We start from the raw sequence: 24,729 nt of genomic DNA on the forward strand, positions 1-24,729 counted from the left end.
CCGCACGTCGTACGGTTGGCGGGTGCTGCTGCCCGTGAACATCACGCTCGGGGCCGTCCTCGTCGCCCTGCTCCTCGCCGCCGCGGGCGTCGCCGCCGCCGCGCACCTGGGACGGCACCGCGAGATCCTGATCGCCGGAGTGCGGGCGGCGGTCCAGCTCACCGTGGTCGCGTTCGCGATCCACTGGGTGGTCGGCTCGGTGCCGCTGCTCCTCGCCTTCCTGACGCTGATGTTCGCCGTCGCCGTGCGCACCGCCGGGCGCCGGATGACCGCCAACCGCACCTGGTGGTGGGCGGCCGCCCCCATCGCCGCCGGGGTCGTCCCGGTCGTCTCCGCGCTGCTGCTCACGGGACTCGTCCCGGTCAAGGGCATCGCCCTGATCCCCGTCACCGGCATCCTCATCGGCGGTGCCCTCACCGCGACCGTCCTCGGCGGGCGCCGCGCACTCGACGAGCTGACCGCGCGCCGCGGCGAGGTGGAGGCCGGGATGGCGCTCGGGCTGCCCGACCGCGACGCCCGCCTGGAGATCGCCCGGCCCGCCGCGTCGGACGCGCTGCTGCCCGGCCTCGACCAGACCAGGACGGTGGGCCTGGTCACGCTGCCCGGCGCGTTCGTCGGCATGCTGCTCGGCGGGGCGTCCCCCGTGCAGGCGGGCGCGGTCCAGCTCTTCGTCCTGGTCGCGCTCATGGCGGTACAGGCGGTCGCCGTGTCGGTGGTGCTCGAACTCGTGGCGCGCGGCAAAGTGCACCGTGAGGCCCTGGACCTTGGTCCCTGACGGGGCGCGCGCGGCATGCCGTACCCTTGAGGACGCAGAAGGGGAGTAGCTCTTCGCCGGAACGTCGACATACTGCCGAGTCCCTCAGGGGTTCTTGGCCGGCGCCCGGAGGCGAGTGCCCGCGAGGGCCCCGCCAGCGAGACCTTCGGCCGCAGTGACCATGACCATTCATGGCGCCGCCGTGCCGAAGCGACCCCGGATCCAGCTCGGAACTGCTCTCGGTGCGGCCACGCCCGACCGATAGAGGAACCCTTCCGTGCTCAGCTTCACGATCATGGCGATCACCTTCGGCGTGATCTTCCTTGCCGAACTCCCCGACAAGACCGCGCTCGCCGGACTCATGCTCGGCACCCGCTACAAGGCGTCGTACGTCTTCGTCGGCGTCGCCGCGGCCTTCGCGGTCCACGTCGTCCTCGCCATCGCGGCGGGCAGCGTCCTGACCCTCCTGCCGCACCGGCTGCTCCAGGCGATCGTCGGCGTGCTCTTCCTCGCGGGCGCGGCGATGCTGCTCTTCAAGAAGGGCGAGGACGACGAGGAAGTGAAGCCGCCGGCCGACCAGTCCTTCTGGAAGGTGTCCGGGGCCGGCTTCATGCTCATCCTGGTCGCCGAGTTCGGTGACCTGACCCAGATCATGACGGCCAACCTGGCCGCCCGGTACGACAACCCGCTCTCCGTCGGCATCGGCGCGGTGCTCGGCCTGTGGGCGGTGGCCGGGCTCGGCATCATCGGCGGGCGGACGCTGATGAAGCACGTGCCGCTGCGGCTGATCACCAAGGTCGCGGCCTGCCTGATGCTCGCGCTCGCCGGCTTCAGCCTCTTCGAAGCCATCGCGGGCTGAGCCCCGCCCCCTCCCGGCGCCGGGCGCGGTGCCCACCTGAGCTGGGTCTGCCCTGGGCACGGTGTTCAGTGCGGGCCACCTCAGCCCGCCCGGCGTTTGAGGACGAGGGCCGTTCAGGCCCTCTACGGGGTCTGGGGCGGAGCCCCGGCAACCCCGCCTTCAGGTGCGGACCGTGCCCGCGTCTCGCGCAGTTCCCCGCGCCCCTAAAGACGTAGGGCACCCGGGGCCGAGCCCACCGCTCGCGCCCACCGCGGCGGAGCCGCGCAAAGGGCACAGCCCCGCGCCCCCGAGTAGGGCACCCGGGGCCGAGTGGGCGCGCTCGCGGATGCGAAACGGCCCCCGTGGTAGGACGGGGGCCGTTCGTATGGGGGGCCGGTCAGCCGGCGAATTCCAGGCGCAGGGTGCCGGACGGGTCCGCCGTCACGGTGAGGTGCGTGAGGTCGGGCACATGGACGGTGGGCCCGTGGGCACCCGCCCGCGGCCCCACGCCCACGACCCGCATCCCCGCGGCCAGCCCCGCCGCGATCCCGGCCTCGGAGTCCTCGAAGACCACGCAGTCCGCCGGGGCGAAGCCCAGCTCGGCCGCGCCCTTGAGGAAGCCCTCCGGGTCCGGCTTGCTCGCGCCCACCGACTCGGCCGTGATCCGCACCTCGGGCATCGGCAGCCCCGCGGCCGTCATGCGGGCTCGGGCGAGCGCCGCGTCGGCGGAGGTCACCAGGGCGTGCGGCAGTCCGGCGATGGCGGCCATGAAGGCACCGGCCCCGCCGACCGGCACCACGCCGTCGGTGTCCGCGGTCTCCTCGGCGAGCATCACCTTGTTGTCCGCGTGGTTCTGCTCCATGGGCCGCTCCGGGAGCAGCACGGCCATCGTGGCGTAGCCCTGGCGGCCGTGGACCACCTTGAGCGCGGCCTCCGGATCGAGGCCGTGGCGCTCGGCCCAGCGGCGCCAGCAGCGCTCGACCACGGCGTCGGAGTTCACGATCGTGCCGTCCATGTCGAGGAGGAGGGCGCGGGCGGTCAGGACGGTGGGGGTCGTGGTGCTGGCCGACATCGGCGGTCTCCAGAGCGCGGGAAGGCGCATGGGGGGTACGGAAAGACAAAGGTGACCCCCGCCCGCCGGTCAGGGAGTACAGGCAGGGATCACTTTGTTCCACCACGATACAAAACGAGGAGGGGGTTGTGCCACCCGCCCCCGGTCCTACGGTCGGTCCGTCATCGATTCGAGCGCGCGCCGGGTCTGCGGCCCGTACACCCCGGCCGGGTCGCCCGTGACGCCCAGATAGGACTGGAAGTCGCGCACCGAGCGTTCCGTGCGCGAACCGAAGCTGCCGTCGACGCTGCCGCTGTAGAGGCCCAACTGGCCCAGCCGCTCCTGGAGTTCGAGCACCCCGGGCCCGGAGTCGCCGCGCCGCAGCGTCTGGCCCTGCGGCGGCGTGAGCGGCTTGCCGTCGGGGCCGCGCGAGGACTGCGGGGAGGCGGGGGCCGAGGGCGGCGGGGGCACGGACTTCGAGGGGCCCGGTGCGGCGGCCCTCGAAGCGGAGGCGGACGCGGACGCGGACGGCGAGGCCGGGCCGGACGCGGAGGCGGAGGCGGAGTGGCTCGGGGTCGCCTTCCTCGTACGCGACGCGGTGGCCGAGGGAGACGCGGAAGCGGTGTCGGCACCGCTGTACGGGACGCCGGTGTCCGCGGCGTCGGGCAGCGCCTGCCTCGGCGTCGCGTCATCGGCGAACAGGGTGCTCGCGAACGCCGCCGTGGCGATCACGACCGCGGTGGCGGCCCCGATGGCCAGCACGGCGAGCCGGCGCCGCCGCCGGGGCCGGGCGCCCGCGGGACGAACGGGGCCGGTGGCGCGATGCGCGGGGTAGGGGAGCGCGGCGGCACCCCCGGCCGGCCTCCCCCCGGCCGGGGCCTCCGCCGAGGCGCCGACCACCCCGAGCCGCATGGTCCGATCAACGCCTCGCTCAGCCCCGGCCCCGCTGCCCGCCCCGAAGGCCCCCTCCGGGTCGACCCCGCCGTCCGCCGCGAAGGCCCCCTCCGGGTCGACCCCGCCGTCCGCCGCGAAGGCCCCCTCCGGGGCACCCCCGGCGCCGGCACGGAAGGCGCCCCGCGGGCCGGCGCCGCCGCCCGCCCCCGAGGCGCCCTCCCCGTCGGCCCCCGGCACCGCCCCCCGGGCGGACCCCGTCGGTTCGGGTGGGGTTTCGTTCGGCAGGGTCACGTACGGCCGGATGCGCAGGGGGTCGAACTCCTCCGGCGCGGTGGCCTCCGCCGAGCGTGCGGCCGCGGTGCGCTCGGCGCAGGCGCAGCCGGGTCTGTCGTCCACCCCGCGTTCCGCGCCGCATTCAGGACAGCCGTGTCCGGTCATCGTCGGGTCCCCTCCCCTTGGGCTGCGAGCGATTATGCCCGGCGCTCCGCGGGCACCCGGGGGCGCGTGGCCCGCCCCGGCAGGCCATTTCCGTACATTCCGATCAAGATGGTGTGAGCGAGTCCGAGCACACCAACGGATGGGACGTGGGCCATGGCTCAGGGAACCGTTCCCGCCACCGTCGCCCCCGGGGAGGGGCACGAACGGCGGACCGTGCTGGTCGCCATCGGCGCGCTGCTGCTCGGCATGCTGCTCGCCGCCCTCGACCAGACGATCGTCTCGACCGCGCTGCCGACCATCGTCAGCGACCTCGGCGGGATGGAGCACCTCTCGTGGGTGGTCACGGCGTACATGCTGGCGTCCACCGCCGCCACCCCGCTCTGGGGCAAGCTCGGCGACCAGTACGGCCGCAAGAAGCTGTTCCAGGCGGCCATCGTCATCTTCCTCATCGGCTCCGCGCTGTGCGGCGTCGCGCAGAACATGGGCGAGCTGATCGGCTTCCGCGCCCTCCAGGGCCTCGGCGGCGGCGGTCTCATGGTGCTGTCCATGGCGATCGTCGGCGACCTCGTCTCGCCCCGCGAACGCGGCAAGTACCAGGGCCTGTTCGGCGCGGTCTTCGGCGCCACCAGTGTGCTCGGCCCGCTGCTCGGCGGGTTCTTCACCGAGCAGCTCAGCTGGCGCTGGGTGTTCTACATCAACCTGCCCATCGGCGTCATCGCGCTCGCGGTCATCGCCGCCGTGCTGCACATCCCGGCGCGCGGCACCCGGCACACCATCGACTACCTGGGCACCTTCCTCATCGCCTCCGTCGCGACCTGTCTCGTCCTCGTCGCCTCGCTCGGCGGCACGACCTGGCCCTGGGCCTCGGCGCAGATCATCGGGCTCGCGGTGCTCGGCCTCGTCCTGCTCGTGGCGTTCGTCGCGGTGGAGCGCGGGGCGGTCGAGCCGGTCCTGCCGCTGAAGCTGTTCCGCATCCGCACCTTCAGCCTCGTCGCGGTCATCAGCTTCATCGTGGGCTTCGCGATGTTCGGCGCGATGACGTACCTGCCGACGTTCCTCCAGATCGTGCAGGGCATCTCGCCCACCATGTCCGGCGTGCACATGCTGCCGATGGTGGTCGGCATGCTGCTGACCTCCACCGCGTCCGGCCAGATCGTGTCCCGTACCGGACGGTGGAAGGCCTTCCCCATCGCGGGCACGGCGGTCACCACGATCGGCCTGCTGCTCCTGCACCGGCTCACCGAGACGAGCCCCACGTGGGAGATGAGCGTCTACTTCTTCGTCTTCGGCGCGGGCCTCGGCCTCGTCATGCAGGTCCTCGTCCTGGTGGTGCAGAACGCGGTCGACTACGCGGACCTGGGCGTCGCCACCTCGGGCGCCACCTTCTTCCGCTCCATCGGAGCCTCGTTCGGCGTCGCCATCTTCGGCACGATCTTCACCAACCGGCTCACGGGGAAGCTCTCCGACGCCCTCGCCGGACAGCAGCTCCCGCCCGGGGTGGGCTCCGGCACCATCTCGGCCGACCCGCACACCATCGGCCTGCTCCCGCCCGCGGCGCGCACGCCGGTGCTGCACGCGTACGCGTCGTCCATCACCGACGTCTTCCTGTACGCGGCCCCGGTCGTCCTGCTCGCGTTCGTGACCGCGTGGTTCCTCAAGGAGGACAAGCTGCGGGGCGCGGTCACCGCGCCCGACACCAGCCAGACCCTCGCGTCCAACCCCGTCGAGCGGTCCTCGTACGACGAGTGCGCACGCGCCCTCTCGGTGCTCGGCACCCGCGAGGGGCGCCGCGAGATCTACCGGACGATCACGCGGAAGGCCGACCTCGACCTGCTGCCCGCGGCCAGCTGGCTGCTGCTGCGCATCAACAAGTACGGGTCCGCCGACCCCGGGGTGCTCGCCGAGCGCAGCCCCGTACCGCTGCACGTGATCACCGAGGCGGCCCGGCAGGTCGAGGAGCGGGGGCTCGCCGAACGCGACGGCATGCCGCTGGTCCTGACCGACGAGGGCCGGCGGATCGCGGTGCGGCTCTCGGCGGCGCGCGAGGAGTCCCTCGCCGAACTGCTCGGCGACTGGTGGGGCCCGGCGCGCCCCACCGACCTGGTGAAGCTGGTGAAGGAACTCTCCTCGGAGATGTCCGGCTCCGACGAGGAGCAGCCGCACACCCCGCTGGCCCGCCAGGACCTCAGGACGCAGGGACACGAGGAGTGACGCAGGGGCACGAGGAGTAGGGGGCGAGGGCGGTGCGCCGCTACAGCTCCTTCGCGAACCAGCGCTCGCGGTAGGGCCCCTGGCTGTACGGGGCCACCTCGCGGTAGCCGTGCTTCGCATACAGGCCGCGCGCCTCGACCAGGTCGTGCCGCGTGTCCAGGGCGGCCCGGCGCGCGCCGAGCCGTCGTGCCGCGTCCTCCAGGGCGTGGAGCAGGATCCCGCCGCCCCCGGTGCCGCGCGCGAAGGGGCGGACGAAGACCCGGGTGAGTTCGGCGGTCGCCGGGGACGTCCCGTCGATGACGGGCGCCTCGGCGAAGAGCAGGACGCCCCCGCACGCGGCGGGCCGTCCCTCGTACCGTCCGACCACGAAGTCGCCGGTGGGCGGGGCGAGCCGGTCGGCCCCGTCGTCGGTGAGCCCCCGCTCGATCTCGGCGGCGGTGGCGGGCCGGCCGTACCACCGGCTCGCCACCTCGTCGTAGTAGTCGCGGCGCAGCAGGCTCGCGTCGGGGGTGTCGGGCCGCTCGGCAGCCATGATCCAGCTCATGGGCCCCTGCCTATCCCGAGGGCGGGGGCCCCGGCCACCGAATTAAGGGGCGGGCCCTCTCAGGCCTTGGGGGCGGCCTGCTGCACGACCTCGAACGACCACAGCGTGGACGCGGACGCCGCCGGCTTGGGCCGCTCGCCGCCCTCACCCTGGGCGCCCGCGCCCGGAGCGCCGCCGTGCGCACCCCGCATCGAGGTGGCCATCCAGTTCTGGAAGTCCTCCTCGCTGCGCCAGCGCGTGTAGACGAGGTACTGGTCGGTGCCCTCCGCCGGGCGCAGCAGCTCGAACCACTCGAAGCCGTCGGAGTTCTCCACCGACCCGGCCCGGGAGGCGAACCGCTTCTCCAGGACCTCGCGCTGCTCGTCCGGCACGGTCAGTACGTTGATCTTTACGACGCTGGGCACGCGACACCTCTCGTCAGAAGGGCGCCGGGGTGGCGCCTTCGCCTCGTCCATCTGCGATCAGTGTGCTACACACCCTTTCGGTACGGAGCCGCGGCCACCCGGCGTGCCCGCACCCGCCACAAGGTGAGCCCCGCCCCGGCCGCCACCACCAGCGCGGCGCCCAGAACCGTGAGCAGCCAGGCCGGGACGCCGCCCACGGTCATCAACTCGTCGCTGTACCAAGCCCGTTGGAACGCCGTGTCGGCGGGCGCCCGACGGATCTCGTGGTCGCCGGTGATCCTGGAGGGCTGTGGGAAGTACTGGGTGAGGGCGGTCACGTAGACCGAGGGCGCCTGTCCCGTCAGCTCGCCGAGCGCGCCGCCCGGGTCGGCGACCCGGCCCGCGAAGAGCGTCTGCGGAGCGTCGCCCCCGATGGCGGACGCCGTCTCCATGCGGTGCGCGCCCAGCAGGTACAGGTTCAGGGTCTGCGGGGTCTTCGCGAGGCGCGAGAGGCGCATCGGATAGACCGGCCGGTCGCTGGCGAAGGTCAGGCTCAGCGGGTCGAGCGGGCCGCCCAGCGTCTGGCCGGCCTCGTCGGGGGCGAGCCGGATCGCCACGTACTCCCATTTCTGGTCGACGTAGGGCCGCAGTTCGGTGGCGAGGGCCTGCGGCAGCTGGAAGCCGTTGTGCGCGAGCCAGTCGCGCAGCGCCGTCGGGTCGGTCGCGGTGAGCCTGGCCACGTCGAACGGGCCGAGGCGCTCCCTGCCGACCACCTCGACGGGGGGCGTCGCACCGGGGCGCGGTGCGCCCTCGCCGACGCTGCGGTCCTTGGCGAAGGGCCAGTCGCCGTCCTTGGGCCAGAAGTAGGACCGGGTGCGGTGCACGGGCGCGGAGACCTCCGCCAGCTGGTCGAAGAGGTGCCGGTCGCCCAGTTTCACGGTGGCACGGCTCGGCACCGGCATGATCCACGCGGCGCGCGGCGCGTTCCCGTCGACGGTGAGCCGCATGACGATCTGCTCGCTCCGGCCGTCCCACCGCACGGCCGACGTCTCCTGGCGCACGCTCAGCTGCCGCCCGCTCTGCGGCACCATCGCGCCGCAGCCGCAGGCGTACGCGGGCGCCACGAGCGACCCCAGTTGCAGCGCCACCAGCGCCAACGCCACCAGCAGCGCCCGCCGCCACGGTTCCCGCGTGCCCGTCATGTCCTCGTACCCCCGTGTGATCGCTCCGACAGATGATCGACGCAGTCGACCGGCGGGAGCTACGACGACGGTGCGGCGCCCGCGGTTCCGCTTGCTCCGGCAGGGCACGGAGCGGGGGCCGTCCGGCCGGCGGAGCCGCCGCCGAGCGCCGCGACATGGCCGGGCACGGCGATGCCGCCGGGCAGCGCGGGGTCCGGCTCGGGTGCCCCGAAGCGGGTGTGGAGCGGGATCACTCCGGCCCACAGGCCGAGCTGCCCGTCGGGCCCTTCGGCATCGCCGGGCGGCCCCGACGCGACCTTGACGGACGCCTCGTCGAGCGACAGGGCCAGCAGGGAAGTGGCCGCCAGCTCCTTGGCGTTGGGGCGCCGGGCGTACTCCCACTGTCCGGGCGCGCAGTGTTCGGTCAGGACCCTGAGCCCGTGCAGCAGCTCGTCGCCGCCGGTGACGAGCCGGGGCACGGCGTAGATCATCGCGCTGCGGTAGTTGACCCCGTGCTCGAAGACCGAGCGGGCGAGCACGAGCCCGTCGACGTGCGTCACGGTCACGCACACCGTGGCCCGTGGCGCCCGCACCACGCTGCGGCTCGCGACCGAGCCGTGCACGAACAGCGTCCGGCTGTCGAAGTCGACGCCGTACACCGTCGGCACCACCATCGGGTCGCCGTCGACGACGACGCCGAGATGACAGACGAAGCCGGCGCCGAGGATCGCGTCGAGGTCGGCGACCCGGGTACTGCCCTGGTCGCGCAGCCGCCGGTGCCGGGTCCGCCCGGTGACCGCCAGCTCCGTGGCGGCCTGCTCCCTCGCGCCCGGCTCCGACGGTGCCGGCCGTGTCGGGCCCGGTTCGACGGAAGTGGTGCGGGGGTGCTGATCCGGTTGTTGTACGTCCATGGTCCTGCCGATTCCGTCGCGGGATGGGGTTTCGGCAACTGTTTCAGCAGGACGGGCGGGTGGGCAAGGGGCGATCGCCGTGTGCGGGAAGGGTCTGGCGGTCCTGGTCGAGCACCGCCTGGACGTACTCCTCCAGGCGGCGCCCGACGAGCTCGGGGGTGAGGTCGTCGCGGCCGAGGGCGCGCCAGGGCACGGCGACCTTCTCGGCGTCCGGGGCGAAGGCGAGGGCGTCGAGGAGGCGCCAGTAGAGGCGGTCGTCCGGGTCGGACGCGAGCCGGCCGCCCGCCTCGGTGTACCGCTCGGCGAAGGCGAGGCCGGCCGGGACGCCGTGCAGCAGCGCGAGGTTGGTCGAGCAGTGGGCCACGTCGAGGTCGGCCGGGCCCCAGGAGGTCTCGACCCAGTCGACCACCCCGCTCACGCGCGCCTCGGCTCCGGCGCCGGTGAACAGGACGTTGCCGGGGTGGAAGTCGCGGTGCAGGAACACCGGCCGGTACGCGGGGGGTTGGCGCCGGATCACCTCGATCGCGCGCCGCCAGAGCTCGGGCCGGCGGGTGGCCTCGGGCACCCGGACGCGGTCCGGAGCGGTCCAGGCCTCGTAGGTGCGCGGCCGCTCCCCGGGGCCGGCCGCGACGCGGTGGATGTCGAGGAGCTGCCGGGCGAGGAGCGGGGCGCGCCCGGCGGCGCCCGCGTCGTCGATGCGTACGTCGCCCGGGAGTAGCGACATGAGCAGCGAGGGGTGGTCGCAGTGGGCGCCGGCCGGGTCGACGGCGATCAGCTCGGCGGCCGGCACCGGGGTGCGGGCGAGCAGGGTCAGGACGCCGGCCTCGCGCCCGAGCAGCCCGGGGGCGTGCCGGACGTAGAACTCCTTGACGAAGGAGCGCAGCACGACGGAGCGGGGCCGCTCGCCGCCGATGCGAAGGCGCCGCATCTCGGAGGTCCACCCGCCGCGCAGCGCGACCGCCCCCTCGACGGTCGCGCCGGCGCCCATGCTCTGCTCCACCCACCGCCGGGTCGCGTCCCAGCTCTGCCCCGTGCCCGCCGCCCCGATTGCCTCGATCATGGAGCGAGCGTAACGAGGCGCCGACGGGGTGGGGTGGCGACGGGGTGGGGTGGCGACGCTCAACTACGCGTCACGGCAAGGCCCTTGATGCCATTGAGCCATGCCGAGCGGAGCCGGCGCGGCTCGCCCGCCAGGCGCAGGTCGGGCAGGACGTCCGCGATGGCGTTGAAGATCAGGTTGATTTCGAGGACGGCGAGGGACTTGCCCAGGCAGAAGTGCGGGCCGCCGCCGCCGAAGCCGAGGTGGGGGTTGGGGTCCCGGGTGATGTCGAAGCGTTCCGGGGCCTCGAAGACCTCGGGGTCGTTGTTGGCGGAGGAGTAGAAGATGCCGACGCGGTCGCCGGCCGTGATCTTCTGGCCGCCCAGCTCGGTGTCCTGGGTCGCCGTGCGCTGGAAGGCGACGACGGGGGTGGCCCAGCGCACGATCTCCTCGGCCGCGGTGGCGGGGCGCTCGCGTTTGTAGAGTTCCCACTGGTCGGGGTGGGTCAGGAACGCGTGCATGCCGTGGCTGATCGCGTTGCGGGTCGTCTCGTTGCCGGCCACCGCGAGCAGGATGACGAAGAAGCCGAACTCGTCGGAGAGCAGATTGCCCTCGCCCTCGGCCGCGACCAGCTGCGACACGATGTCCTTGGCCGGGCACTCCTTGCGGGCCGCCGCGAGGTTCATCGCGTACGAGACCAGCTCCATCGCCGCCTCGGCGCCGATCTCCTCGGTGATCGCGTACTCGGGGTCGTCGTACGCCGCCATCTTGTTGGACCAGTCGAAGATCTTGGTCCGGTCCTCCTGGGGGACGCCGATCAGCTCGGCGATGGCCTGGAGGGGGAGTTCGACGGCGATGTTGGTGACGAAGTCGAAGGTGCCGTTGTTCTTGTCGGCTTCCGACAGGGCCGCGTCCACGATGGAGCGGGCGCGGTCGCGCAGCGCGCCCTCCAGGGAGCGGATCGCGCGCGGGGTGAAGCCGCGCTGGACGATCTGGCGCACCCGGGAGTGCTCGGGCGGGTCCATGTTGAGCATGATCAGTTTCTGGACGTCGATCTGCTCGCGGCTGATCGACTCGTTGAAGCGGATCACGGCGGTGTTGGTGGTGGAGGAGAACAACTCCGGGTGTGTGGACACGTACTTGACGTCCGCGTGCCGGGTCACCGCCCAGTAGCCGTCGTCCTGGAAGCCGGCGATGCCGGTCGGCTGGGCGCACCACCAGACCGGCGCGGTCTGTCGCAGCTCCGCGAACTCCGGGTGCGGCACGCGGGATTGGAGCAGGTCGGGGTCGGTGAAGTCGAACCCGTCGGGCAGGTGGGGGCAACGCATCGGCCACTCCATGTCTGACGGTCCATCAGAAGTTGGGGGAAAGGTAGTAACGGGTTCTACAACAAGCAAGGCTCGCGGCAGCATCTGTTGCGCACTGAACTGCCCACGAGAGGCGTGCACAACCCTTGCGTACCCGGGGTAGCTCTCATAAGACTGCACTCAGAACTAGAACGCGTATCAGTTCGTGGCCGTGCGGTGCCGGGACACCCAGCGGCTGTGTCAGGAGAGGACGAGCTCATGGCCGCGGAACCCGTCATCGTCGAAGCCGTACGCACGCCCATCGGCAAGCGCGGAGGCGCGCTCGCCAATCTGCACCCCGCCTACCTGCTCGGCGAGACCTACCGCGAACTCCTCGGCCGCACCGGCATCCACGCCGACTGCGTCGAACAGATCGTCGGCGGTACGGTCACCCACGCCGGCGAACAGTCCATGAACCCGGCGCGCACCGCCTGGCTCGCGGTGGGGCTGCCGTACGAGACCGCCGCGACCACCGTCGACTGCCAGTGCGGCTCCTCGCAGCAGGCGAGCCACATGGTCGCGAACATGATCGCGGCGGGGGTCATCGACGTCGGCATCAGCTGCGGCGTGGAGGCGATGTCGCGGGTGCCGCTCGGCTCCGGCTCCAAGCACGGGCCCGGCAAGCCGTGGCCCGACGAGTGGAACGTGGATCTGCCCAACCAGTTCGAGGCGGCGGAGCGGATCGCCCGCAAGCGGGGTCTTACCCGGGAGCGGGTCGACTCGCTCGGGCTCCTGTCGCAGGAGCGGGCGGCGGTCGCCTGGGGCGAGGAGCGCTTCAAACGCGAGACGTTCGCGGTGCAGGTGCCGACGACCGAGGAGGAGCAGGCGGCCGGGCAGGGCATGTGGCGTCTCGTCGACCGCGACGAGGGGCTGCGCGACACGTCGATGGAGGCGCTCGGGCGGCTCAAGCCGGTGATGCCGACGGCCGTGCACACGGCGGGCAACTCCTCGCAGATCTCGGACGGTTCCGCGGCGATCATGTGGGCGTCCAAGCGGATGGCGCGGGCGCTGAAGCTGAAGCCGCGGGCGCGGATCGTGGCGCAGTCGCTGGTCGGGGCCGACCCGCACTTCCACCTCGACGGGCCGGTCGACGCGACGCGGGCGGTGCTGGGGAAGGCGGGGATGTCGTTGCGGGACATCGACCTCGTCGAGATCAACGAGGCGTTCGCGTCGGTGGTGCTGAGCTGGGCGCAGGTCTTCGAGCAGGACCTGGAGAAGGTGAACGTGAACGGGGGCGCGATCGCGCTCGGTCACCCCGTGGGGGCGACCGGGGCCCGGCTCATCGCGACGGCGTTGCACGAGCTGGAGCGGCGGGACAAGGAGTTCGCGTTGATCACGATGTGCGCGGGGGGTGCGCTGGCGACCGGCACGATCATCCAACGCCTGTAACAAGCCCCAGCCGGGGCTCCGCCCCAGACCCCGCCCGCGCCTGGCCGGCCCCCGTCCTCAAACGCCGGACGGGCTGGGGCGGTCTGGATCGGGCATGCCGCCCAGGGCCAGCCACCTCCCGCGGCTCCGCCACGGTCGGCGCGGGCGATCGGCTCGATGCCGGGTGCCCTACAGGGGCGCGGGGAACTGCGCGAGACGCGGGCACGGTCCGCATACGGAAGGCGGGGTTGCCGGGGCTCCGCCCCAGACCCCGTGTCGCGCCTTGAGGGCGCTCGTCCTCAAACGCCGGACGGGCTGGGGCGGTCTGGATCGGGCATGCCGCCCAGGCCGACCCCGCTGGGGGCGCGGGGAACTGCGCGGGACGCGGGCACGGTCCGCGGACGGAGGCGGGGTTGCCGGGGCTCCGCCCCAGGCCCCGGTTCGGGCCTGGACGGTCCTCGTCCTCAAACGCCGGACGGGCTGGGGATGTGCATGCTGCCCGGCGTGGCGTAGCTAGGGGCGCGGGGAACTGCGCGACCAGCCACGCACGGTCCGCAGACGTAGGCCGGAGTTGCTGGGGCTACGCCCCAGACCCCGTTCGCGCCCGAAAGGCGCTCGTCCTCAAGCGCCGGACGGGCTGGGGTGGCCTGGATTGGGCATGCCGCCCAGGCCGACCCCGCTGGGGGCGCGGGGAACTGCGCGGGACGTGGGCATGGTCCGCAGACGAAAGCGGGGTTGCTGGGGCTCCGCCCCAGGCCCCGTTCGCGCCCGAAAGGCGCTCGTCGGGCCGACCCCGCCCGGAGGGGGCGGAGGCCGGGGCCCGGTGGGGGTGGGGCTCAGTACCAGCTGTTCTGCTGCCAGAAGTTCCACGCGCCACACGGGCTGCCATAGCGGTCGTTCATGTAGCTCAGGCCCCACTTGATCTGGGTGGCCGGGTTGGACTTCCAGTCGGCGCCGGCGGAGGCCATCTTCGAGCCGGGCAGCGCCTGGACCAGGCCGTACGCGCCGGAGGAGGCGTTCGTGGCGGACGGGTTCCAGCCGGACTCGTGGTTCACGATCTTGCTGAAGCACTGGAACTGCTGGGCCGGCATCATCTTCTGCGCGACTGCCTGGGCGCTCGTCGGTGCGGCCTGGGCCGGGACGGCGGCCATGGCGACACCGGCGGCGGCGAGCACAGTGGCGCCGGCGGCGGCGATGGACTTCTTGCGAGCGGTGAAACGGGCGGCGAAAGACAACACGAAACCTAACGTCGAGGACAGGGTCGTCGCGCTCGGCCGGACGTCTCGGGGACTTCTACGGCGGGGGAACCCTTGTCGAGTCGGCCCGGTGAAGGACCGGGCGGTTCCGGCGACTCGAACAGTTGTAACGGGCCCCGGGGGGCACCCGCAACGACCCCATTTACTAGTGGGTATCGCACGAGGGGTGCAACGTCCTTCCGGGTGTAAGGGAGGGATAAGCCCAGGTCACTCCCGCTCCGAGGGGGCAGTTGGATCATGCGGATCGACTACTACCGCGGCTCGTGGAGGACCAACGGCCTGTGGGCGGCCTCACCCCGGAAGGCCCCTTCTCAGGCCTCGAATGTGACCTGGGCCTCGAAGGCGGCACGCCTCGTGGCCCTTCGTAGCGCCTTGAGGAGCGTCGCGCCGAGCACCGCCGTCAGGACCACCGTGAGCGCCGCGCGCCCCAGGTCCCAGCCCAGCGAGGTGGCCGCGCAGTACGCGAAGAAGCGCACCAGGTTGTCCCGGAGCGGATCGCCGGGGTGGAAGGAGAGCCCCGACGACATGCCGCCGATGAAGGTCCAGCCCTGGAGGTTCATCACCGTGCCGTACGCGAACGAGGCCAGCGCGCCGTAGCCGGCCAGCAGGGCGAGCTCGGCCCGGCCGCGCAGCCGGTGCGGGGCCGGCAGCAGGCCCGCGCCCATCGTGAACCAGCCCATCGCCAGCATCTGGAACGGCATCCACGGGCCGACCCCGCCGGTCAGCAGGGCCGAGGCGAACATCGTCACCGAGCCGAGGACGAAGCCGAAGCCCGGCCCGAGCACCCGGCCGCTCAGCACCATCAGGAAGAACATCGGCTCCAGGCCGGCCGTGCCCGCCCCCAGCGGCCGCAGCGCCGCGCCCACCGCCGCGAGCACGCCGAGCATCGCGACGGCCTTCGCGTCCAGGCCGTCGTCGGCGATGGTGGCGATCACCACACCCACGAGGAGCGGGAGCAGCGCGGCGAACAGCCAGGGCGCGTCCTGCGCGTGCGCAAGCCCGGAATCCGCGTCGGCGAGCAGTGGCCAGCCGAACGCGGCGACGCCGATGAGGGTGATGAGGGAGAGGGCCACGATCGCGCGGGGGCCCAGGCGGACCGGGCGGGCGGGCCGCCCCGTGCGGTCCGCGGCCGGGGCCGTGGACCGGGTCACGACAGGGCCTCGCGTACTTGCGGAACGGTCAGCCAGTGCTGCGGCGCCAGCACCTTGGCGACCTGCGGGGCGAACGCCGGCGACGAGACGACCACCTCGGCGGTGGGGCCGTCCGCGACGACCTCACCGCCCGCGAGGATCACCACACGGTGGGCGAGTTCGGCGGCCAGCTCCACGTCGTGCGTGGCGAGCACGATGGCGTGCCCCTCGGCGGCGAGCCCCCGCAGCACCGTGACGAGGCGGGCCTTCGCCGCGTAGTCCAGGCCGCGGGTCGGCTCGTCGAGGAGGAGAAGGGGAGGGCGGCCGGTCAGCACGATCGCGAGGGCGAGGGCGAGCCGCTGGCCCTCGGACAGGTCGCGGGGGTGGGTGTCGTCCGCCACCCCCGGTAGCAGCTCGGAGACGAGCGCGCGACAGCTTCCGGGCGCGGCCCCGGCATCCTCGTCCGCGGCGGCGCACTCCGCGGCCACGGTGTTGGCGTACAGCAGGTCACGCGGCTCATGCGGTACGAGGCCGACCTCGCGGATCAGCTCGCCCGGCGGGGTGCGGTGGGGGGTGCGTCCGCCCACGGTGACCGAGCCTGAGGTGGGCTCGATCATGCCGACGAGGGTGCTGAGCAGGGTGGACTTGCCGGCCCCGTTGCGTCCCATCAGGGCGATGGTCTCGCCCGGGGCGACGGCCAGGTCCACGCGGCGCAGGGCCTCAACGCGGCCGCGGCGTACGCCGAGGGCGGTGGCGGTCGTCACGGTGGGCGCGGCGGGGCCGCGCGGCGCACGGCGCAGGAGGCCGGCCAGCGTACGTCGTGGTGCGGCGGCGGAGGGCCGGGTGGGCCGCGGGTCGTGGGGAAGCGGCGGCCGGGCGTCGGCGGCCGGGTGCGGGGTGCGGGTGGACAGGCGGGTGCGCAGGGGGCCGGCCATGCGGCGGGCGTCCCGCACCGAGAGGGGGAGGGGGGACCAGTTCGCGAGATGGCCCAGGGCCACCACCGGGGGGTGGACGGGGGAGACGCGCATGATGTCGGCCGGGGTGCCCATGACCGGCGGGGCGCCGGGCGCGGGGAGCAGCACGACCTGGTCGGCGTAGTGGACCACCCGTTCCAGGCGGTGCTCGGCGAGCAGGACCGTCGTGCCCAGGTCGTGCACGAGGCGTTGCAGGACCGACAGGACGTCCTCCGCCGCCGCCGGGTCGAGCGCCGAGGTCGGCTCGTCCAGGACCAGCACCTTCGGGTGCGGCGTGAGCACCGAGCCGATCGCGACGCGCTGCTGCTGGCCGCCGGAGAGCGTGGCGATCGGACGGTCGCGCAGCTCCGCGAGGCCCAGCAGGTCGAGGGTCTCCTCGACGCGGCGGCGCATCACGGCCGGGGCGAGCCCCAACGACTCCATTCCGTAGGCGAGTTCGTCCTCGACGGTGTCGGTGACGAAGTGGGCGAGCGGGTCCTGGCCCACCGTGCCGACCAGGTCGGCGAGTTCGCGCGGCTTGTGGGTGCGGGTGTCGCGGCCGTCCACGGTGACGCGGCCGCGCAGGGTGCCGCCGGTGAAGTGCGGGACGAGCCCGGACACCGTACCGAGCAGGGTCGACTTGCCGACCCCGGACGCTCCGATCAGCAGCACCAACTCCCCCTCGGGGATGGTGAGTTCGACGCCGCTCACGGTCGGCGCGGCGGCGCAGTCGTAGGTGACCGACACGTTCTCGAACCGGATCACTGCGACTCCTTCGGAGGTACGGGTGCGACGAACGCCGGGAGCAGACCGGCGAGCAGCGAGAGCGCGGGCCACAGCGGCAGCCCCGGCGCCGTCAGCGGGACGACGCCGAGGGTCAGCGCGTCGGGGGCGTACGTACCCGCCCACACGGTCAGCGCCGCGACCGCCACGCCGGAACCGGCCACCAGCCAGGAGCGCACGCCCCAGCGGTCGGGGCGGTAGCGGGTACGGATCTGGCGGCGCCCGCCGAGCCGCAGCCCCGCGAGGCAGGCGAGCAGCCCTCCGGCCAGCACGGGGACGCCGTAACCGGCGCCCTCGGAGGCGAGCAGCCCGTACGTTCCCGCGCACACGCCGAGCAGGCCGCCCAGGGTGAGGACGGTGGTGGTGTGGCGTACCGGGGCGGGCACCCGGGCACTGCGTCCGTAGCCCCGGGCGTCCATCGAGGCGGCGACGGCGACGGAGCGTTCCAGGGCGCCTTCGAGCACCGGCAGGCCGATCTGCGCGATCGCCCTGATGCCGCCGGTGGGGCGGCCGCGCAGCCTGCGCGCGGTCCGCAGCCGTACGACGTCGGCGACCATGTTCGGCGCGAACGTCATGGCGACCACGACGGCGACACCGGCCTCGTACAGGGCGCCCGGCAGCGACTTGAGGAGGCGGGCGGGGTTGGCGAGGGCGTTCGCCGCGCCGACGCAGATCAGCAGGGTGGCCAGGCGCACACCGTCGTACAGCGCGAAGAGCATGCCCTCGGCGGTGACCCGGCCGCCGACGCGGATGCCCTGCGCCCAGTCGGGGAGCGGGAGTTCGGGGAGCGTGACCAGGGTGTGGCTGCCGGGGATCGGCGAGCCGAGGACCAGGTTGAAGGCGAGGCGGATGCCGACGACGAACAGGCCGATCTTGATGAACGCGGTGTAGGAGCGGGCCCAGGGGGCGTCGGTCTTGCGCGCGGCCACGACGTAGCCGGCGACGCCGACGAGGAGGCCGAGGAGGAGGGGGTTGTTGGTGCGTGAGGCGGCGGTGGCGAGCCCGAGCGCCCAGAGCCACCAGGCGCCCGGGTGGACGGCGTTGCTGCGGCTCGCCGAGGGGGCGAGCCGCAGGCGCGGAGAGCGGGCTCGTGGCTCGGCCCCGGCCCGGCGTACGCGGGGGCCGGCCCCGGGCCGGGGGCTCTGGGCGGGCATGCCGGGTCAGTGCCTGCGGCGGCGGGACTGCCAGATCGCTGCCGCGCCCAGGGCCAGGACCGCGGCCACGCCGGCCAGCAGGCCCGCCGACGGGCCGCCGTTGGTGGTGCCGTGCTGCGCGGCGGGCTCGGACGGGCCGGTCGTGTTGCCCACCTGCTCGCCGCAGCCCGTGCGCGGGTAGCCGTCGATCGCGCACAGCAGGGCCGCGCTGTTGTAGCGGAGCGGCTTGGCGACGGCCGCGAGCGCGTCCGCGGTGGTGGCGTCCGGGGCGACCTGGGCGCAGGCGGTGCGCGGCGCGGGCGGGGCCTCCCCCTGGGGGGCGTCCTGCGGCGTACCGGAGTCGATGACGAGCGCGACCCGCTTGGTGCCGTCCTTGGTCGGCGTCGCGCCGCACACCGCCTCGAAGGACGGCGCGGAACGCGGCTTGGTGGCGTCCTGGGAGTCCGCGCTCACCGCGAAGCGGAAGCCCTCGACCGAGCCGTCGCCGGGGTGCGCCGACGCCGGGCCCTGCGTGGCGTACGCCCAGGCGTCTCCCGTCAGGTCCCAGAACGACCAGTAGCGGTACCCGGCGGCCTGGGCCGATCCCGTGCCGGCGGCCAGCGCCACCACGGTGAGGAGCAGCACCGCCAGCGAGGCGAGTCGCGTCCGCATCACAGCTGCTGGTTCTTCTTGCGGCCGCTGATCAGGAAACCGACGCCGATGCCGGCGACGAGGCCGACGCCCACGATCCACCAGACGGAGATGCCGTCGTCCTTCTTCTCGTCCTTCTTGTCGGCCTTGTCGGCGGATGCCGACGGCGAGGCGGCCTTGGGGGCGGGGCCGGTCGCGTCGAGGGCCTGGACGAGGTCGGTGCCGCCGAAGTTCTTCGGGTCGGCGCCGGTCGCGTCGGCGGCGAAGACGAGCTGGGCGTAGGCGGCGGGGCCGTTCTCCTTGGCCCAGGCGGCGGAGTTCTTGGCGAGCCAGTCCGCGGACTTCTTCGCCTGGTCCGGCAGGCCCGCCGCGGCGAGCGCGACGACCGAGTCGGCGGTGTTGCCGACGTCGGGCTGGTCGGTGGCGCCGGGCATCGCGGACTTCAGGAAGCCGGTCGGGGCGAGGGTCTTGGCGAGGTACGCGGCGCCGTTGTGCGCACCCTGCTCGGGGGTGGTGGCCTTCGCGCAGCCGGCGCCCGTGGTGTCGGGGGTGCCCGCGGTGGCGGTGAGGCCCTTGCCGAGGGAGCCGGTCACGGCGGCGGCGGTCGCGTCGGCGTTGGCGTACAGCTTCTGCGTCTTGGGGTCGGGCTGGAAGGCGAAGGCGCCGGCGCCCGCGGGGTCGTCGCAGGGCAGCGCGAAGGTGAGCAGCGCGTCGAAGGGGGTCCTGCCGCCCTTGGCCGACTTCACGTCGGCGGGCTTCTCGCCGGCGGCGGCGAGCGCGCCGATCACGATGGCGGTGGAGTTGGCGTCGCTGCCGCCCATGCCCGGGGTGTACGGCCAGCCGCCGTCGTCCTGCTGCACCGACTTCAGCCAGGTGACGCCCTTCTTGACGGCGTCGGTGTGACCGCCCACCGCGACGAGCGCCTGCACGGCGGCGGAGGTGGCGTTGGTGTCCAGCTTCGTGGCGTCGCACGCCTTGGCGGTGTCGGCGCGAAACGACATGAACGCACCGTCGGCGCACTGCTGCCCGGTGAGCCAGCCGACCGCGTGGTCGGCGGGGGTGACGCCGGCCTTCTCCTGGGCGAGGAAGGCGAGGGACTGCCGGAAGACACCGTCGTACGTCGGGTCCTTCGTGCCGTACAGGCCCGGCGGGACCGCCGCGGGGGAGGGCGCGCCGTCGGCGACGGCGGCGGGGGCGGCCGCGCCGAGGACGGCGGTTGCTGCGGCGAGTGCTGCGGCGCAGCGGCGTACGGTCATGGCGGGCGGTGCCTCTCCTGCGGGGGAGCGCGGGCACGGGTGCGCGCTGGCGCCCGGGTCCGGCTCCGTATGCCTCGACGGTGCGGGGTCACCTGCGGTGGTGCGGGTGACGCGTGAGCCGGTCATGCGCTGACGGCCATTCCGTTCGCGGAACGGGCCCTCTGGGCTCGGGGGAAGCTTCCCCCGTACGGGGCATGACGACGACGCGTCCACCTTACCGGGGCGGGGGCGGGGGTCCGCCGGGGGCAGGGGCGATGCCGACCGAGAGCCCCGCGGAGGCGCTCGGCTCCGGGGTGGGTGCGCACGGGTCCGCGTCGCCGGCGAGCCGGTGTCCCCCCGCTGGCACTACCCCCTGTCTCATGTGACGATTAAGGTACAAATGCCCATGCAGGGAGGGCGAGATGGAGCCCGCAAAGGCAGTTGACGACACCGGGCTGACGCCGAACATGTATGTGGCCAACGCCGACGTCCGGCAGTGCACGTGGTACAAGACCGCGTTCCTCGGTTCGGTCTTCGCGGAGTCGCTCATGGACGACTCCCAGTTCCTCTGGGTCGATGCGCGGCGGTCCACCTTCGCCGGCCTCGTGATGGACGGCAGCCGGCTCGTGGGCTGCTCGATGCGGGATGTCGTCATCGAGGACTGCGACCTCCGGGGCCTGATCATCAACGGTGTGAAGGTCGGGGACCTGATCGCGCCGAGCGAAGGGACACGGTGATGTCCACGCCCATGATTTTCATTCGCCCGGACCTGCGTCCCGACCTGGCCGGCACGCACGGCGTCGAACCGGTGGGCATCGAGGACGCGATCAGTGCCGCGGTGGCCCGCGGAGAGCACCTGGAGGAGAAGCAGGACGGCGTGGACAGGCGGTTTCTGTCGGCGGGTTTCGACAAGTCGCAGGACTGCACCGGCAAGGAGGCCAGCGACAGCTCCGGCAAGGAGACGAGCGACACCGGCAAGGAGGCGTGCGACAGCGCGCGCATGCTGGTCCGCGGTGACATCGAAGCCGTAGCGGCCTTCATCCGGCCGATCATGTAGCGAGAGCGCCGTGATCCTGCTGGTGAGCGCCGACCCCGGGGATCCGGCGACGGCGGGATTCGCCGCCTATCTGGCGGGACACGCGATCCCGCACGCGGTCTGCTCCGATCCCTGCCGCCTCGGGTTCGGCCTGGACGTGGACACGCGTGGCCGCACCCGGGCCCGGGTGTACGTGCCCGGACACGACCCGATGCACGGCGACGAGGTGGCGGTCTTCCTCCGCGATCCGTGGCTGTTCGCGGCGGCCGACGAGAGCAGCGAGGAAGGCCGGTTCGCCGCCAACGAATACCGTGCCGCGCTGTGGACTCTGTGCGCCTCGCTTCCCGAGGTGATCAACCGGCCCGGCCCGCAGGCGTGGCCGCACGATCGAGAACTGCGCCGTTGCCTCGACGGGTCGGCGCTGCTGCCGGAGTGCTGGACGACCGATCCGGGAAGGCTGCTGGAGCGATGGGACGCCTGCGCGACACCCGAGATGCATGTGGAGGATCTCCTCACACAGGAGCGCTGGATCGCCGCGGAACACGGCGTTCTCCGCAGCGGACGGCCGAATCCGGCCTCCGGGCACCTGCGAGCGGTATTCGCGCCGTCGAGCCGATACGTCGTCGAGGTGTGCGTGGGGCCCCGGACCTTCACGGTCCTCAACGAGCCCGATGCCGATGTCGACGCGGAGCCGCACCGAAGGTTCATGCGCGACCTGGCCACCGCCCTGCGCCGTCGAGGCGTCCGCTTCTTCGCCGTCGCTCTGGTCTACGACGGCCGGCGGCGGCTCGCGGTGAGCCGGATCCTGCCCGACCCTCCCTTCTCCTGGTACCGCGCGCACTCCGATGCCGTGCATGAGCAACTCTGCACGGAGCTCGCCCATCCGGTCCCGGCGGACCTGGAGGCCGTCCGATGAGCGTCCTCATCGTCGGCTCACCCCATGACCGCACGACGGTCCACACGGTGCGCGCCGCACGGCGCGAGGGCGTGCCGCACGTCTTCTTCGACCTCGTGAGCTTTCTGCGCACCGGAACCTACTGGTGGGACTTCCAGGGCCGATGCGGCCGATTGAGTACGGGCGCCCTGACCGTCGACCTGCCTGACGCCGAGATCACCGGGACGTACGTCCGGCTGGTCGACGTCGTCGACGGCCTCGACGGCCAGGACCGGGCCGCGGCCTCGGCGAGGCTCGGAGCGCTTGTGGAGATCCTCGCCACCGTCGCCACCCCCCTCGTCAACCGCCCCGGCGCCGACCTGAGCAACTGGGCGAAGGCGTATCACCTGAGCCTGCTCAGCCGCTGCGGCTTCACCGTGCCCCGGTCGCTGCTGACCAACGACGAGAACGAGGCACGCGCGTTCCTGGACGCCGTGCCGAGCGCCGTCTTCAAGGGAGCCAGCGGCGAGAAGACGATCGCTTCGGCCTTCGAGCCCGGCCAGGCGAAGGAGTTGGCACTGCTGCCCCACAGCCCGGTCCTGTTCCAGGAGCGGGTGAGCGGCGCCGACGTCCGCACGCACCTGGTCGGCACGCGGCACTTCTCCGAGCGGATCGACTGCGAAGGCGTCAACTATCAGTACTGCCGGGGAGCCAAGACGTTCACCCCGGCACTGGCGCCGCCCGAGATCGTGGAGAAGTGCCTGGCGTACCAGGCGATGAGCGGTCTGGCCTTCATCGGTTTCGACTTCATGGTCGGCGACGACGGGAGCCACACGATCCTGGAAGCCAACCCGATGCCCGGCTACGACGGGTACGACCGGCGCCTGGGCCTGTGCATCTCCCGCGCCCTGCTGAACCTGCTGCAAGGACGCGACGACATGCCCCATGGGGCATCCGTTCCGGATTTCGGCCCCCAGGAGCCCCGCTAAGAACCCCGCAATGAGACCCGCAAAGAATGGAGGAGTTCGAGATGACACACTCCACCGCAGGTTCGTCGACGGATCACGGCCCCCGGGCCGATGAGGTCGACACCCTGACACTGGCCCTCGGCGTCACCGACTACCGCCGCACTCATCTGGGTTTCACCACGTCGGCGGAGCACGTCAACCACGTACGGCTGCCCAGCCGTTTCGCGCCCGAGGACATCCGACGCGCCCTGCGGGACTACGAACTCCTCGCCGACACGCTGCGCACGCATCCGGTCGAGATGGCGGAACTCCTCGAAGCGCATGCGCGGAAGGACGGGGCCGCCTCGCGGGCCGTCGCGGCCCGGCTGGGAATCTCGGAGGAGAGTTTCGAGGCCGAGGGCGGGGGGATCGTCTGGGGCGTCGTCGTGGCGGTGATCGTGTGTGACGTCTTCACCGGCTGCTTCACCGGAGGATTCGTCTAGCCTCGGGCGCGGCCTCGGATGTCCGGGGGAGTTCCCCGAGCCCCTGGCGGAGCCCGGGGGGTCGGTTACAGGGAGCGGTATCGGACGACCCCCGCACCCCCCGCCGCATCCACCCTCTCGACCCGCCCCAGCTTCTCCAGCCTCCGTACGTGCGCCTCCGCCTCGGAGACGGCGATCGTGCGCGATCCGTACGGGATCTGCTCCCAGGGCCGGTTCCACTCCATGCGCTCCGCCAGCTGCCACGGCGTGAGCGGCGTGGAGAGCAGGGTCAGCAGACCGTTCAGGCGGTCCTCGTGGTGGGCCAGCAGCTCGGCCACCCGCACGCCCGGCTCCGTGAAGGGATGCTGGTGCGCGGGCAGCACCTCCGCGACCCCGAGCCGGCCGACGCGTTCGAGGGAGTCGAGGTAGTCGCCGAGCGGATCGGCCCCGGCCGCGTCGTCGGGGTCCTCGTACAGGCCGATGTGCGGGGTGATGCCGGGCAGCAGATGGTCACCGCTGAACAGGCGCCCGTTTCCCGGGAGTTGGGCCGGGTGCTCCTCTTCCAGGTGGAGGCAGACGTGCCCCGGCGTGTGTCCGGGCGTCCAGATCGCGCGGAGCCGGCGCCCCGCCAGCGGCAGCAGCTCGCCCGGCTCGATCTCGCGGTCGGGCAGCGCCGCCCGGAGTCCCGGAAGGGCCCGCCCGCGTCCCGAGGCGCGGGCCGCGCGCAACGGGGCGACGTGTTCCTCGGGCGCGCCGACCGCGGCGAGCTTCGCGCACAAGTAGTCGAGCCAGACGCCCGGTTCGGCCTCGCGCGTGCGGCGTACGACCGCGGTGTCGGCGGGGTGCATCGCGATCCAGGCGCCGGACGCCTCCCTGACCTGGCCGGAGAGCCCGTGGTGGTCGGGGTGGTGGTGGGTGATGACCACGCCGTGAATGCCGGACACGTCGGTACCGAGGGCGCGCAGCCCCGCGGTGAGCGTGTCCCAGGAGGCCGGGTCGTCCCACCCGGTGTCGACGAGCACCGGACCCCGGTCGGTGTCGACGAGGTGGACCAGGGTGTGGCCGAGCGGGTTGTCCGGGATGGGCACCTTGATGGAGTGGACTCCGCCCCCGTGGTCGCTCACCTGGGGCTCGGCTGGCTCCTGCGGCATGGAGTCCTCGTCTCTGTCGGGCTCGCGGTCTCCTCGACGCTCGCGCCGGGACTCCCCGGGGGTGCGCGTCCGGCGGGCCGCCCTTGCGGTCACTATAACTAGAACTGGTTTCAGTAGTCGCCTCGGTCATGCAACTTCCG

24 protein-coding genes are annotated in these 24,729 nt (G+C 73.1%); 9 read left to right on the forward strand and 15 right to left on the reverse strand.

Annotated features, from left to right (window positions below; translation table 11 throughout):
- Nucleotides 1–22: 22 nt before the first annotated feature.
- Together OOJ98_RS05370 and OOJ98_RS05375 are read left to right on the forward strand one after the other, a co-directional pair.
- On the forward strand, nucleotides 23–775 hold the full coding sequence (locus OOJ98_RS05370) for an ABC transporter permease (protein ID WP_267053447.1): 753 nt from the start codon (nucleotides 23–25) through the stop codon (nucleotides 773–775).
- Between the two features lie 256 nt (nucleotides 776–1,031).
- Nucleotides 1,032–1,613: a TMEM165/GDT1 family protein gene (locus tag OOJ98_RS05375; protein ID WP_267053448.1), complete on the forward strand. Its 582-nt coding sequence runs from the start codon at nucleotides 1,032–1,034 to the stop codon at nucleotides 1,611–1,613.
- Nucleotides 1,614–1,989: 376 nt separating this feature from the next.
- On the opposite strand, the gene OOJ98_RS05380 is transcribed toward OOJ98_RS05375, so the two are convergent.
- Nucleotides 1,990–2,664: an HAD-IA family hydrolase gene (locus tag OOJ98_RS05380; protein ID WP_267053449.1), complete on the reverse strand. Its 675-nt coding sequence runs from the start codon at nucleotides 2,662–2,664 to the stop codon at nucleotides 1,990–1,992.
- Between the two features lie 147 nt (nucleotides 2,665–2,811).
- Nucleotides 2,812–3,933, reverse strand: a complete 1,122-nt coding sequence (locus OOJ98_RS05385) for a peptidoglycan-binding protein (RefSeq protein ID WP_267053450.1) — start codon at nucleotides 3,931–3,933, stop codon at nucleotides 2,812–2,814.
- 195 nt (nucleotides 3,934–4,128) lie between these two features.
- Here OOJ98_RS05385 and OOJ98_RS05390 point away from each other — a divergent pair, with 195 nt between their 5' ends.
- On the forward strand, nucleotides 4,129–6,186 hold the full coding sequence (locus OOJ98_RS05390) for an MFS transporter (protein WP_267053451.1): 2,058 nt from the start codon (nucleotides 4,129–4,131) through the stop codon (nucleotides 6,184–6,186).
- A 40-nt stretch (nucleotides 6,187–6,226) separates the two neighbouring features.
- On the opposite strand, the gene OOJ98_RS05395 is transcribed toward OOJ98_RS05390, so the two are convergent.
- From OOJ98_RS05395 to OOJ98_RS05420, 6 genes are all read right to left on the reverse strand, one after another.
- On the reverse strand, nucleotides 6,227–6,730 hold the full coding sequence (locus tag OOJ98_RS05395; protein ID WP_267053452.1) for a GNAT family N-acetyltransferase: 504 nt from the start codon (nucleotides 6,728–6,730) through the stop codon (nucleotides 6,227–6,229).
- 59 nt (nucleotides 6,731–6,789) lie between these two features.
- The gene (locus tag OOJ98_RS05400) at nucleotides 6,790–7,134 is read right to left on the reverse strand and encodes an antibiotic biosynthesis monooxygenase (protein WP_267053453.1); all 345 of its coding nucleotides are present in this window, start codon (nucleotides 7,132–7,134) and stop codon (nucleotides 6,790–6,792) included.
- Nucleotides 7,135–7,199: 65 nt separating this feature from the next.
- Nucleotides 7,200–8,315 (reverse strand): DUF2330 domain-containing protein, encoded by a 1,116-nt coding sequence (locus tag OOJ98_RS05405; RefSeq protein ID WP_267053454.1) that lies wholly within the window; start codon nucleotides 8,313–8,315, stop codon nucleotides 7,200–7,202.
- 59 nt (nucleotides 8,316–8,374) lie between these two features.
- A complete protein-coding gene (locus OOJ98_RS05410) occupies nucleotides 8,375–9,205 on the reverse strand; it encodes a pyridoxamine 5'-phosphate oxidase family protein (RefSeq protein WP_267053455.1) in 831 nt (276 codons plus the stop codon).
- Nucleotides 9,206–9,248: 43 nt separating this feature from the next.
- Nucleotides 9,249–10,265 (reverse strand): phosphotransferase family protein, encoded by a 1,017-nt coding sequence (locus OOJ98_RS05415; protein ID WP_267053456.1) that lies wholly within the window; start codon nucleotides 10,263–10,265, stop codon nucleotides 9,249–9,251.
- Between the two features lie 59 nt (nucleotides 10,266–10,324).
- Nucleotides 10,325–11,572 carry a cytochrome P450 gene (locus tag OOJ98_RS05420; protein WP_267053457.1) on the reverse strand — a complete coding sequence of 416 codons (1,248 nt, stop codon included), beginning with the start codon at nucleotides 11,570–11,572 and terminating at the stop codon, nucleotides 10,325–10,327.
- A 237-nt stretch (nucleotides 11,573–11,809) separates the two neighbouring features.
- On the opposite strand from OOJ98_RS05420, the gene OOJ98_RS05425 reads away from it, so the two are divergent.
- Nucleotides 11,810–12,979, forward strand: a complete 1,170-nt coding sequence (locus OOJ98_RS05425) for a steroid 3-ketoacyl-CoA thiolase (protein ID WP_267053458.1) — start codon at nucleotides 11,810–11,812, stop codon at nucleotides 12,977–12,979.
- 815 nt (nucleotides 12,980–13,794) lie between these two features.
- Here OOJ98_RS05425 and OOJ98_RS05430 read toward each other — a convergent pair.
- The 6 genes from OOJ98_RS05430 to OOJ98_RS05455 all read right to left on the reverse strand — a co-directional run bounded on the left by OOJ98_RS05430 (nucleotide 13,795) and on the right by OOJ98_RS05455 (nucleotide 20,120).
- Nucleotides 13,795–14,154 (reverse strand): transglycosylase SLT domain-containing protein, encoded by a 360-nt coding sequence (locus OOJ98_RS05430; RefSeq protein ID WP_267055528.1) that lies wholly within the window; start codon nucleotides 14,152–14,154, stop codon nucleotides 13,795–13,797.
- A 371-nt stretch (nucleotides 14,155–14,525) separates the two neighbouring features.
- Nucleotides 14,526–15,365, reverse strand: coding sequence for an ECF transporter S component (locus OOJ98_RS05435; RefSeq protein ID WP_267053459.1), 840 nt, complete (start codon nucleotides 15,363–15,365; stop codon nucleotides 14,526–14,528).
- Nucleotides 15,362–17,062, reverse strand: coding sequence for an ABC transporter ATP-binding protein (locus tag OOJ98_RS05440; protein ID WP_267053460.1), 1,701 nt, complete (start codon nucleotides 17,060–17,062; stop codon nucleotides 15,362–15,364). Before OOJ98_RS05440 ends, OOJ98_RS05435 begins: the two co-directional genes overlap by 4 nt.
- The gene (locus OOJ98_RS05445; protein WP_267053461.1) at nucleotides 17,059–18,234 is read right to left on the reverse strand and encodes an energy-coupling factor transporter transmembrane component T; all 1,176 of its coding nucleotides are present in this window, start codon (nucleotides 18,232–18,234) and stop codon (nucleotides 17,059–17,061) included. Before OOJ98_RS05445 ends, OOJ98_RS05440 begins: the two co-directional genes overlap by 4 nt.
- 6 nt (nucleotides 18,235–18,240) lie before the next feature.
- Complete coding sequence (locus OOJ98_RS05450) at nucleotides 18,241–18,885, reverse strand: SCO2322 family protein (protein WP_267055529.1); 645 nt, start codon at nucleotides 18,883–18,885, stop codon at nucleotides 18,241–18,243.
- Nucleotides 18,885–20,120: a prenyltransferase/squalene oxidase repeat-containing protein gene (locus OOJ98_RS05455; RefSeq protein WP_267053462.1), complete on the reverse strand. Its 1,236-nt coding sequence runs from the start codon at nucleotides 20,118–20,120 to the stop codon at nucleotides 18,885–18,887. Before OOJ98_RS05455 ends, OOJ98_RS05450 begins: the two co-directional genes overlap by 1 nt.
- 401 nt (nucleotides 20,121–20,521) lie before the next feature.
- Here OOJ98_RS05455 and OOJ98_RS05460 point away from each other — a divergent pair, with 401 nt between their 5' ends.
- From OOJ98_RS05460 to OOJ98_RS05480, 5 genes are read left to right on the forward strand one after another with little or no spacing between them, the layout of a single operon-like run.
- Nucleotides 20,522–20,836: a hypothetical protein gene (locus tag OOJ98_RS05460; RefSeq protein ID WP_267053463.1), complete on the forward strand. Its 315-nt coding sequence runs from the start codon at nucleotides 20,522–20,524 to the stop codon at nucleotides 20,834–20,836.
- Nucleotides 20,836–21,156 carry a hypothetical protein gene (locus OOJ98_RS05465; protein ID WP_267053464.1) on the forward strand — a complete coding sequence of 107 codons (321 nt, stop codon included), beginning with the start codon at nucleotides 20,836–20,838 and terminating at the stop codon, nucleotides 21,154–21,156. Before OOJ98_RS05460 ends, OOJ98_RS05465 begins: the two co-directional genes overlap by 1 nt.
- A 10-nt stretch (nucleotides 21,157–21,166) precedes the next feature.
- Nucleotides 21,167–22,051 carry a hypothetical protein gene (locus OOJ98_RS05470; RefSeq protein ID WP_267053465.1) on the forward strand — a complete coding sequence of 295 codons (885 nt, stop codon included), beginning with the start codon at nucleotides 21,167–21,169 and terminating at the stop codon, nucleotides 22,049–22,051.
- Entirely contained in the window at nucleotides 22,048–22,998 is a 951-nt protein-coding gene (locus OOJ98_RS05475; protein WP_267053466.1) for a RimK family alpha-L-glutamate ligase, read from the forward strand. The genes OOJ98_RS05470 and OOJ98_RS05475 overlap by 4 nt, the downstream gene beginning before the upstream one ends.
- A 41-nt stretch (nucleotides 22,999–23,039) precedes the next feature.
- A complete protein-coding gene (locus tag OOJ98_RS05480; RefSeq protein ID WP_267053467.1) occupies nucleotides 23,040–23,459 on the forward strand; it encodes a hypothetical protein in 420 nt (139 codons plus the stop codon).
- A gap of 65 nt (nucleotides 23,460–23,524) precedes the next feature.
- Here the strand turns inward: OOJ98_RS05480 and OOJ98_RS05485 are convergent, their stop codons facing one another.
- Entirely contained in the window at nucleotides 23,525–24,589 is a 1,065-nt protein-coding gene (locus OOJ98_RS05485) for an MBL fold metallo-hydrolase (RefSeq protein ID WP_267053468.1), read from the reverse strand.
- Between the last annotated feature and the right edge of the window lie 140 nt (nucleotides 24,590–24,729).

The organism is Streptomyces sp. NBC_00083 (assembly GCF_026343295.1).
Lineage (GTDB): Bacteria > Actinomycetota > Actinomycetes > Streptomycetales > Streptomycetaceae > Streptomyces.